The sequence below is a fragment of the Nostoc sp. genome (assembly GCF_036918245.1).
Classification (GTDB): Bacteria; Cyanobacteriota; Cyanobacteriia; order Cyanobacteriales; family Nostocaceae; genus Nostoc.
The window spans coordinates 20,742-32,339 of the sequence record NZ_JBALEF010000102.1 but is presented as its reverse complement, the minus strand read 5'-3'; the positions used below and the strand labels follow the sequence as shown (position 1 = coordinate 32,339).

9 protein-coding genes are annotated in these 11,598 nt (G+C 40.7%); 1 reads left to right on the top strand and 8 read right to left on the bottom strand.

What is annotated here, in order from left to right:
* Nucleotides 1-455 precede the first annotated feature (455 nt).
* From V7L12_RS29975 to V7L12_RS29940, 8 genes are all read right to left on the bottom strand, one after another.
* A complete protein-coding gene (locus tag V7L12_RS29975) occupies nt 456-1,856 on the bottom strand; it encodes a sugar porter family MFS transporter (RefSeq protein ID WP_335089965.1) in 1,401 nt (466 codons plus the stop codon).
* 350 nt (nt 1,857-2,206) lie between these two features.
* The gene (locus tag V7L12_RS29970; RefSeq protein ID WP_334696367.1) at nt 2,207-3,205 is read right to left on the bottom strand and encodes an ABC transporter permease subunit; all 999 of its coding nucleotides are present in this window, start codon (nt 3,203-3,205) and stop codon (nt 2,207-2,209) included.
* A complete protein-coding gene (locus V7L12_RS29965) occupies nt 3,202-4,758 on the bottom strand; it encodes a sugar ABC transporter ATP-binding protein (protein ID WP_335089963.1) in 1,557 nt (518 codons plus the stop codon). Before V7L12_RS29965 ends, V7L12_RS29970 begins: the two co-directional genes overlap by 4 nt.
* A 443-nt stretch (nt 4,759-5,201) precedes the next feature.
* The gene (locus tag V7L12_RS29960) at nt 5,202-6,257 is read right to left on the bottom strand and encodes an ABC transporter substrate-binding protein (RefSeq protein WP_335089962.1); all 1,056 of its coding nucleotides are present in this window, start codon (nt 6,255-6,257) and stop codon (nt 5,202-5,204) included.
* 124 nt (nt 6,258-6,381) lie between these two features.
* Nucleotides 6,382-7,386, bottom strand: a complete 1,005-nt coding sequence (locus V7L12_RS29955) for an ABC transporter substrate-binding protein (RefSeq protein WP_335089960.1) — start codon at nt 7,384-7,386, stop codon at nt 6,382-6,384.
* Nucleotides 7,387-8,167: 781 nt separating this feature from the next.
* Nucleotides 8,168-9,064, bottom strand: a complete 897-nt coding sequence (locus V7L12_RS29950) for an inositol oxygenase family protein (protein WP_335089958.1) — start codon at nt 9,062-9,064, stop codon at nt 8,168-8,170.
* 326 nt (nt 9,065-9,390) lie between these two features.
* Nucleotides 9,391-9,714 carry a DUF1815 family protein gene (locus V7L12_RS29945; protein ID WP_104909129.1) on the bottom strand — a complete coding sequence of 108 codons (324 nt, stop codon included), beginning with the start codon at nt 9,712-9,714 and terminating at the stop codon, nt 9,391-9,393.
* Nucleotides 9,715-9,852: 138 nt separating this feature from the next.
* Entirely contained in the window at nt 9,853-10,362 is a 510-nt protein-coding gene (locus V7L12_RS29940; protein ID WP_335089956.1) for a gluconokinase, read from the bottom strand.
* A 180-nt stretch (nt 10,363-10,542) separates the two neighbouring features.
* Here V7L12_RS29940 and V7L12_RS29935 point away from each other — a divergent pair, with 180 nt between their 5' ends.
* Nucleotides 10,543-11,574 (top strand): LacI family DNA-binding transcriptional regulator, encoded by a 1,032-nt coding sequence (locus V7L12_RS29935; RefSeq protein ID WP_335089955.1) that lies wholly within the window; start codon nt 10,543-10,545, stop codon nt 11,572-11,574.
* Nucleotides 11,575-11,598 lie beyond the last annotated feature (24 nt).

Sequence of the window (11,598 nt, the reverse complement as noted above, 5' to 3'; positions counted from 1 at the left end):
ACCTGCATGGCTATCAAGTTGTCAAGGTTCAGACCTTTGCGGGTAATCTTCTGCCCATTTCAGGGCTAGTTTCTACCCAACGATTCGCACTATTTTTGTACCTCATAAACTTGAAATCTGCTGTATGTTGTCGTCATCAGTTGTGAATGTTCCATCTAGTGGTCTATCGTATTAATTCTGAGGGGTAAAAGAACGAACCGCGAAGTACGCGAAGTACAGGAAGAAAAAGAAAAAAGAAGAGAAATTTAAAAGTTAATTTACCCTACAAATTTAATAAGACAGACTACTAGTACTCCACCACATTAATTTTGATAAGTTCGTAGTGGGTGGCTTTAGCCATAATCTAAGCGCTAAATTGCTTACTACAAACTCCCTTAACCATGTAACCACACAGGCGCAGAGGATACAGAGATACAGATTACGAATTACGCGTAGCGGTACTAGATGGATGCTAATTACATATCTTCCAACTCAATTCCTTTGGTTTCTTTAATAAAAAAGAGAATGAAAAAGAATGAGGTAGCTGCTGCAATTGTATAGAGTCCATAGGCAGAACCTAGACCAAAATATTGCAGTATAGGAGGAAATGTTGTGGAAATAAGGAAATTGGCAACCCATTGCATAGCAGCAGCAATCGAAAGTGCGGCGGCTCGAATTTTGTTATTAAACATTTCTCCCAACAGCACCCAAACCACTGGCCCCCAGGAGAAACCGAAGCAAAATACATAGAGGTTGGCTGCGATCAGAGCTATAGTACCTGCGCTTCCGGTAAGATTGGGGTTCCCAGCAGCATCAAGGGGAGCATTGCCAAAAAGATAAGCCATCGTCCCCAAGGTCAAGGTCATGCCTATTGACCCTAGTATGAGTAAGGGCTTGCGACCAAATTTATCTACGAAGGCGATCGCAATCAGTGTTGTAATAATGTTGACGGCTCCTGTAATCACCGTGATTGATAGGGAATCTTTTTCGGAAAACCCGACAGCACGCCACAAAACACTGCTGTAGTAAAAGATTACATTAATCCCAACAAATTGCTGTAATACAGATAAGCCTATTCCTATCCAAACAATTGGCAAGAGTCCGCCACTTCTGCTTAAGAGGTCAGAAAAGCTGGGTTGGCGTTCACGAAGCACTGTCTGCCGAATTTCTTCAATTTTTGGCAGTACGTCACCCCCTAAAATCTTGGTCAGAACGTTAGCAGCTTCTGGTTCCCGTCCTTTAGCAACCAAATAACGGGGAGATTCAGGAATTGTTAAAGCTACCATCCCGTAGAATACTGCTGGTGGGACTGCTGTCCAAAACATCCAGCGCCAAGCTGCAACCCCAAACAAAAACGGCGAGTCTGCTGAACCTGCTGACACAGCGATAAAGTAGTCGCTTAATAAGGCAACGAAAATTCCTACTACGATCGCTAATTGTTGCAGAGATCCTAACCTTCCCCGCAAATGGGTGGGAGAACATTCTGCAATGTAAGCCGGCGCGATAACGCTAGCAACGCCGATGCCAATCCCACCCAATACTCGCCAAAAGATAAAATCCCAGATAGTGAAGGCAAACCCAGAGCCAATAGCACTGATAGTAAACAACGCCGAAGCAACCACCATTGCGTTGACTCGACCATAACGGTCTGCAATCTGTCCAGCAAAGAAGGCTCCTACCGCAGACCCCAGTAACGCTAGGGACACTGCCAGCCCTGTCACCAAACTATTGGTATTAAAAGCTTTTGCTAGAGATAAAACCGCGCCGTTGATTACAGCAGTGTCAAAACCGAATAAAAACCCGCCGAGTGCCGCAGCACCAGCAATCAAAATTACATAAAACGTGTTGGATTTACGACGAACAGTAGTGGAAGACATAGTTATAAATAGTTGTCATGAACTGAGGAGTGGGGAGTGGGGAGTGGGGAGTAGAAACCAAAGGCTCATTAATGGAACGTGAATTCGACAGACCTCTCCCTCCCAGCCTCCCTCTCCGAAGCGGAAAGGGAGGAGCAACGCAAAAATTAGGTTTAGGTTCTTAAGCCTCTCTCCGTTTCGGGGAGAGGTTTGGAGAGGGGTTCTTCAGAATCTACCGAACTCACATTAACGGAGTTCAAAGACTCATTAACGGAGTTCAAAAACTCATTAACGGAGTTCAAAGACTTATTAATGGAGTTCCAAGACTCATCCTCTATTCTCAATGCCCAATTCCCAAAGAAATTAATTCTTTACCGTCTAGAACGTCTGCGTAACCGATCGATCATTACTGCCAAAATAATTACTAGTCCTTTGACGACTAGTTGCCAGAAGTAAGATAGGTTCAACAAAGTTAAACCGTTGTTGAGAATAGCAATAATCAATGCGCCTAAAAGGGTGCCGCCAATGGTACCAATACCACCTGTAAAGCTGGTTCCACCTAGAATAACAGCTGCGATCGCATCTAATTCATAACCCTGACCTAATACGCCACTGGCACTATAAAGACGGCTGGCGCTCATGATTCCTCCTAAGCCTGCCAGTAATCCGCTAATACCATAGACAAATAGCAAGACACGATTAACTTTAATCCCTGTTAATCTGGCTGCCCGCTCGTTACCACCAACGGCATATATCTGCACTCCTAAAACTGTTTGGCGTAGCACAAACCAGCTAGCTATCACAGTCAGTAGCGCAATTATCACTAGCCACGGTAGGGGACCGACATAACTATTACCCACCCAGGCAAAATTGATGTCCCGGTTAATCAGCGTTGTCCCCTTGGCAATCAAGAAGCCCACACCCCGCAAAGCAGTTAGTGAACCCAAGGTGACAATAAAAGGTGGCACATCCAAGAAGGTAATGAGCGCACCGTTGAGTAAGCCTAACAGCAATCCTGCTAGCAACGCAGCAGGTACAGCTGCCCAACTTAAAGCCGGCAGTAGCGATACCAGCAATGCAACTACAGCAGAAACAGCTAAGATTGACCCAACGGAAAGGTCAATACCTCCGGTGAGAATTACAAAGGTCATTCCTGTCGCCAGCACAATATTGATTGATGCTTGACGCAAGATATTAACGATGTTACCGCCGGTGAGGAAGTTAGGAGAAAGGAATGCAAATAAGATGCAGATAATTACTAAGATTGGCAAAATACCCGCAACTTCCAACAGAGTGCTGATTGATTTACGGTTGCGAGATGCGGGATTGTTGGCTGATTTATTGATAGGCGGTCTGACTGTTTGACTCATGATGCTAATACCTCCGATGCTCCAGTTGCGTAGTGCATAATCTTTTCTTGGGTGATTTCTTGACCAAGACTGCCATCCAGTTCGCCTACCAGCTGTCCTTCTCGCATCACCAAAACGCGATCGCTCATGCCGACAATCTCCGATAGTTCGCTGGAAACCATTAAAATAGCAACACCTTGTGCTGCTAATTCGCTCATAATTCGGTAAATTTCGCTTTTAGCACCGATATCTACGCCGCGTGTCGGCTCATCTAACATCAACACTCTCGGTTTAATGGCTAACCAACGCGCTAGTAGTAGCTTCTGCTGATTACCACCAGAAAGATCCAATGCTCTAATTTCCAAATTGGCTAGACGAATATTAAAGTTTTCCACCGCCTCTGTTGACAGCCGATTCACTGAAGGCCAGTTAACAATTCCACCTTTTGCATCTTGCTTGAGTGTGTTGATGGCAATATTCTTGCGGGCACTCATCTCCAGAAATAAACCTTGGTCTTTCCGGTCTTCTGGAACGTAGCCAATTCCCGCTTCGATGGCATCACTGGGCGTATTAATTTCCAGTTTTTTGCCATTCAAGAATACTTCACCACTGGCCTTACGGTCAGCACCAAAAATCAGCCGCGATAGTTCTGTGCGTCCGGCACCTACCAACCCCGCTAAACCCAGAATTTCTCCAGCATGAAGTTCAAAACTAGCCGGCTCAATCTTCTTGCGAACGTCGCTCATATTTCTGACTGACAGCACCACTGGGCCAGGATTCGTTTGCCGTTGATGTTCGTAAAAGTCTTGCATAGAGCGACCGACCATCATCTGCACCAATCGCTGTGGAGAAATTTCACTGCGTGTCAAACTGCCAATATATTGACCATCACGCAACACGCTAATCCGGTCAGCTAGGGCATAGATTTCTTCCATGCGATGGCTGATGTAAATAATGGCAATGCCATCATTCCGCAGTTTACGAATTACCTCAAATAAATGGTCACTCTCGCGGTCAGACAATGCTGCTGTTGGTTCATCCATCACCAAAACGCGGCTTTTATCCTTCAGCGCCCTGGCAATTTCCACTTGCTGCTGTTCGGCGATGGACAAAGTACCAACTATAGTCTGCGCGGTAAAATTGGCTCCAAGGCTTTCCAGCACTTCCTCTGCTTCCAATTGCATCGCTTTGCGGTCTAAAAACTGACCTCGCCGCAACTCGCTACCCATAAACATATTTTCGGTAACGGTTAAATTCGGTGCAACATTCAGTTCTTGATAAATGAGATTAATACCCGCTTTGCGTGCTGTCGCCGGATCGGTAATTTTCAGCGGTTGACCATTGATACGAATTTCTCCTTCATCGGCAATGTAAGCCCCAGCCAGGATTTTCATCAATGTGCTTTTGCCCGCTCCATTTTCACCCATGAGGGCGTGAACTTCTCCCGGATAAATCGTGAGATTAACATTTTGGAGCGCAGATACACCGTGAAATCGTTTTGTAATCCCTTGCATTTCTAACACTGGGGTGCTAGTTGGTGTATCAGAACGTGAGGTTTCAATATTTGTTGTCATGAGCAAAACCTGTAAAAACTATTTAAAATTCACGATTGTGAATTAGAAATTAATAAACTCATATTTGATGGATCGCAAAATCATGTTTTAAAAGCTGAATACTAGTTTGAAAATATGGAATGGTGAGTGGGTAAGAGACATTTTCATATTTTGTTGTTAACGTTAGTTCGTGGAGGTTATTGGGAAAATTTGAGTGCTATAAATAGACAATCAGACTTTCCCCTGATGCACATACATAGTGGTTATAGATAGGGTGCAGCGGGTTTCTAACCTCTTTCTAAACTTATCTTTCTATTAAATAAAAACCAGGACATAGAGATGAGGTTTGGTATTAATTTAAGTGAAAAACGCTGGACATTTTAGGTATGTGCAAAAAATTTACAAATGCACCAAAGGATTTATATCAAAAGACATAATTTTCAATTGTAAATTCACAATTTTTATTACTCCCAGCCTTTTTCTGTGCTGACGTTATCTTTTGTGATCAACTTAACTGGAATCAAAATGGTGGGACTGCTAGGTTTTTTCCCATTTAAAATGTCGTTGCCAACTTGAACTGCTTTTTCGGCCATCCCTCGCGGATTTTGAGTAGCAGTTGCTGCATATAAACCATCTTTATTTGCGATCGCAGTTATTGCTTCTGGCGCACCATCAACCCCGACAATAAAGAAATCTTTACGTTGTGCTTGGTTAGCTGCGAGTTCTGCACCGACTCCACTCGGATCATTAATGGCAAAAACAGCATCAATTTTCGGAAAGGTTGTGAGCAAATCAGTCATAACTCTAAGTCCTCCATCCCGACTACCGTCTGCATTCTGGTTTTTAGAGAGGATTTTGATATCGGGATATTTAGACAATACACTCTCGCAGCCACTAACTCGCTGAATCACCGAGTCCACTGGCGGCCCATTAACTATTACTACATTGCCTTTGCCTTTAAGGCGGTCAGCAATATATCTGCAACTAACTTCTCCAGCTTGGATATTATTAGTAGTGATGGTGGCATCCACACCTCCCTCAGCACCTGTGTCTACGGCAATGACAATTCTACCTGCAAGTTTGGCTTTTTCAACTATCGGCTTAATTCCACTTTTATCAGCAGCATTCAAAACAATGATATCAGTATTCGCAGCAGTAAAATTTTCAATTTGATTGGCTTGTTGGTTAAGGTCATAAGCACTGGAAGCTATAATAACATTGACATCTTTTCCGCCAATTCTCTTCGCTTCTGCCTCAACTGCTTGTCCCATAACGACGAAGAAAGGGTTACTTAGATCGCCAACGGTGAAGGCAACCGATCGCAACTTTGTATTCCCAGTGGCGGTTTTAGTTTCTGCACTAATATTGGTAGCAGGTTTAATATCAGTGTTGGTAACGGTATTGTCATCAGAAGAACCATTTGTACAGCCGATAAGACTGCTACTGATAATACCTAGTAAGCTAGCTGCGATTACGCTTCGCGTAACACCACAGGTAAACGCAATCTTTTTCACATTCATATATCTCCTACAAGTCATTCTTACTTACATCAAATTTGAAACCAATGTATTTAAAAAACAGAGTAAATATTCTACCCCTCCTGTATCAAGTCTTTATCCGTATGTTGTAATTACGAATTACAAATTACCAGCCTTTGTAGCTGCTAAGGTTCTCTCTAGTAACCAACTTGACTGGAATTAGAATCTCAGATGACTCAGGTTTTTTACCCTGGATGATATCGTTGCCAATCTGAACCGCTTTTTGAGCCATCCCTGCGGGATTTTGAGCAGCAGTTGCAGCAAATACACCATCTTTGTCTTCCATTGCTTTGGTTGCATCTGGCGATCCATCAACCCCAACAATAAAAAATTCATTGCGTCTTGCTTGTCTAGCGGCTAAATCTGCACCAACACCGCTTTGATCGTTCGTAGCAAAAACGGCATCAATTTTGGGAAAGGTGGTCAGCAAATCGCTCATGACTCTTAGTCCTCCATCCCTTGTGCCTTCGGCGTTTTGCTCTTTAGAGATGAGTTTAATATTAGGATATTTGGACAATGACTTCTCACAGCCACTCACTCGCTGATTGATTGAGTCCATCGGAGTACCGTTGAGAATGACTACACTACCTTGACCTTTGAGGCGATCGGCAATATATTGGCAAGCAATCTCACCAGCTTGGGTATTGTTGGAACTAATCATCGCATCCACATCTGCATCAACGGCTGAATCTAATGCAATAACAACCCTACCTGCAAGCCTTGCTTGGTCAATAACTGGTTTAACTCCTTTTTTATCAACAGCGCTAAGGATAATTAGGTCAGTATTCGCAGCCGTAAAATTTTCGATTTGGTTGCTTTGTTGGTTTAGGTCAAAGGCACTAGAAACCACATTAACTCTAATATTACCCCCGATTTTCTGAGCTTCTGTCTCAGTTCCCTTCTGCACTGCATTATAGAAGGGATTGCCTAAGTCACCCAAAGCTACGCCGATTGTTTGCAATTTTTTATTTGGAGTACTAAGACTCTCTGCACTTATATTAGTAGCCTTGTTAGTAGTAGCATTAGTAGCAGTGTTGTCATTTTTAACGCCATTTGTGCAACCAACAACCGCGAAACCTAATATGCCAACTATGAGCGAAATTCTCTTCATATTTATAACAACGGATTGAAATTTTATCGATGTCATCACAATCTAAACTAGGTCTGAAAAACTTAGACCTAACCTAGCGATCGCACTAGCTTTTGGAATTTAAACTCCAAAGGTCTTGTGATTTGACATAATTGGAGTGATTGCGATTAGTTTCACTAAACTAAATGGTTTATTTTTAAAGCAAAATCACGAACATGACATTACTTCAAATAATTACATTTTTCTTGGTGGAATTATTTCGTAGTGCGTAGCTTGAAAACAGCTTTTAAGTGAAACTTCCAAAAATTAGTTTTATTAAACTTGTAAATCTTTATTTGTTTTGACTTTCTTCATTTTATCTGGCTCCAGTGCAAAAATTAATTTTGTTTATTGAACTTTACAAATGCAAAAGGTTTTAAATCTCTCGAGAAAACCCAAGGTCTTCTTTTTAAAGCATTTGCATAAATTAGCCTATTCAATATTAGGGTCAATATTAAAGTTTTTAACATTTCTCAATCAATCTCCTTCAGAAAAGATACTATTAAAGTAGAAATTTTTTTGATTGTGAATACTAGGTTTTGAAAAATGTAAACATCCTTTGCTTAGATTTTATAAATAAACTATAATCAGCTTGCCAAGCGTATTTATTTGTTATTCCTCCTCCATCACTTGAAGGCAATACAAGAGTAAACAAGATAATATTTTTAAGCCTGATTTGGGATAAATAAAGTTTGTATACCAATATCTTGTTCTTACTTTATCCCCTTAAAAATAGAAAATTTTGAATTATTTTTCAAGCAGTTTAAAACTTTAATGTTGCGGGTAAATATTTAGCCACCAAATCTTCATAGTATGGTTTTAATTTCTGCCAATCAGGAGGAATAGGGTTTTTTGAATACAAATCGTAGGGATTGAATAAACTTACCCATTTAAACATTTCTTTATCATGTTTATCCATCAAATGCTCATACGCATTTTCACGATGTTGAGGATAAAATGAGTGATAGCGAAGCATATACAATGCAGGTTCGGGCAAATAGTTTTTCATCATCTGATAAAAATATTCATCATGCCCCCATGAGATATGTACATTACTCAATCCACAGTTAGGCTCATAAATGCCATATTTAGTGTTGTAATCGGGATTATTATAATCAGGATTTTCTTTAAAGAATTCTGAGAAAACAATTTTATCAGAAAATGTACAACCTACAGGATAAGTATCCCCTACGGTAGCCCATTGAGGTTCACCAAACAGACAAAGGACTTTCCCCATATCGTGAAAGAAGCCGGTAAGTACCATCCAATCAGGATGACCATCAGCGCGAATAGCTTCTGATGTTTGCAATAGATGTTGTAACTGATCCATATCTGTATCAGGATCGGAATCATCGACTAATTGATTCAAAAATTCGACCGCATCCCAAATAGACATTTCTTTTTTATCAAACTTCAAAAATTCTTTTTCTTTTTGAAGTACAAAATTATATGTTTGATTAATATGGTTTAACCGATAAAACTCTTTGACCGTATCTCTAATAGTCGTTTCGTAATTCCTGTACTCTTCGGTGGTTTTACCTTCTTTAACTATGCTATCTGGATCGGGATAGCGATTAAGTAAGTCTTCTTCCCATTCTTCTAGTGAATGTAAGGGATTGTTTTGAACCTGAAGAATGGCATTATTTAGAGTTTGAGACATCTCTTTCTACTTGTCGATATTGTATTTGTTAAATAGTACTTTTGCACTCTATTATGCACAGGTATGCAAAAACTATATTCGACTTATTATTTATATTTGCACACGTGTGCAAATATGTGTGTTAAGTTTAATTTCGTCTTTGCATACCTATACACGCTCTACTTCACCAAGTGTTTTATCCGATCTGTTTGGTTCAGTATAAAAATGGTGCTTTTGTTTTTTGCACATCTGTGCATGAATTTACTAAATATAAGCTAATCTTTGTTTGCACACGTGTGCAAAAACTATAATTATGAATTTTTATGTCTGACTCAACCAGCTTAGTATCAATTTGTCAATTGTACAGTCGTGGAATACTTAACAAGATTAGCCAACTCTTGTAACTGGTTTATCGCTTCTGCACCCTCCAACTTCATTAATTCGCGATCGTCCCACAATTCCATCCAAGTAATTCCGTAATCAGACACTAAAAACCGAATCAGGTGCTTTTCTTTCAGGCTAACCATAAATGAAGCACTCTTCATTTGCTCGCCGCATGTATAACAAGACGCAGTATAGCCACGCCGCTCAAGTATAATTGTCAAAGCTTGCAGGTTCATTACCAAGTCTTGGACGAATTGCTGATGCTGTTGCGCTAATCTTATAAACACTAGTTTTCTCCTACCATTACAGTTATCTGCTTGCTTTGATATTTCTTTAGACTCAACATCCGATGTGATTTAGTTGCCAAAAGTTCGTGTTTTTGTAGATACGTGATTAATCTTAATATTACGGTTGTCACTAATCAGCTAAATTTCCAGAGCAGTTCTAATGTTTTGGACAATTATCTGGGGTGGCTGTGCAACATCTATACATAGAGTATCTACTGGTTCTTCAAGTGTATAAAACTGGCTATCGAGCAGTTTTTCGCTCATGTAATGATTGCTACGCTCTTGTAAGCGCATTTGAATTAACTCATAAGACCCTTTGAGGTAAACTAACTTGATGCGTTCGCCCTTGGCGTTGGCGGAGCCATCGCAATCTAATAATAAAAATTGCCGATAGCTATCTTTTAAAGCCGAACACGCCAGCACCACATTTTTATTTTCTTGCAGCCAGTGTTTAATAGCTGTTTGCAAATCTTGTAACCAAGGCATCCTGTCATCTTCACTCAGAGGGATACCGCGCCGCATTTTCTTAACATTCTCTGGCGAGTGGAAAGTATCAGCGTCGCTAAATTCCCATTCTAAGGAGTCTGCTAGTAGTTTTCCGATGGTGGTTTTGCCAGAACCAGATACACCCATTACGAGGATAATCATTTTTTCTTAATAAAAGTTCTACTAATTCGGAATTTGTAATTGGTAACTTGTAGTTGTAATCATGGAGAAACTCTTTTCCATACAAAATGTGAGTTGTATTATCTCTTGACAAATAACGATTCTTTTCTATAATACATACAATTGCACACGTGTGCAATATTTAAAAGCTAAGATAAAATAATGAATAAACGAAGAATTTCAATTGAAGATATTGCTCGCAGAGCAGGCGTTTCTCATTCTACAGTTTCACGTGCTTTGCGAGATAACGCTCTCATTAGCCCAAAAGTGCGAGAAGAAATTAAGCGACTGGCGCAGGAGATGAGCTATGTGCCGAATGCTATTGCTCAAAGCTTACAAAATAAACGTACTAATACTATTGGTGTAGTAGTAACTTCAATTTCAGATCCCTTTTTTGCGGAGGTAGTAGAGGGAATCGAGAAGATAGCCAGACCAGCAGGTTTGAGTGTTTTATTGAGTGCTTCACACCGAGATTTTGAGCAGGAAATGGCAGCTATTGATACTTTTCATCGCCGTAGAGTGGACGGGATCTTAGTAGCCGACTCGCGAATTAGTAAACAGCATACTAAACAACTCACACAAATTGCTGTACCAACAGTTTTGATTAATAGCCAGACTGAAGATCAATCGGAAATATTTCACTCGGTAGCAATAGACGATCGCTTAGGTGCTAAATTAGCGACAGAGCATCTAATTAGTTTAGGACACACCGCTATTGGTTATCTGGGTGTAGGCGATCGCAGCAGGTCGAACCAGCAACGCCTAGAAGGATATCAAATGGCCCTTGCGGAAGCTGGTATTCCACCAAATACTGATTGGGTTTCAATTAGTGATGAATATGATACCAGAACTAGCGATGTGAACACCGGGCAAAATATGCTGTCTAAACTATTGACTGCGGAAGTTACAGGCATATTTTGTTACAACGATATGGTAGCAATTGGCGCTTTGTTAGCTTGCCAAGAATTAGGTATTTTAGTACCGCGAAATCTCAGCCTTGTTGGATTTGATGGTATTGCTCTAGGTTGTTACGTTACGCCGGCACTAACTACAGTTAGCCAGCCAATGTTAGAAATTGGTGGCATAGCCATGCAAATGTTACTCGATTTATTAGAAGAAAAAACTGTGAAAAACCGCGTTTTATCTCCTTTTCTAGTACAGCGTGGTAGTAGTGCAGCATTATTAACAATTTAAAATTCAAAACAATTTATGTTAGGA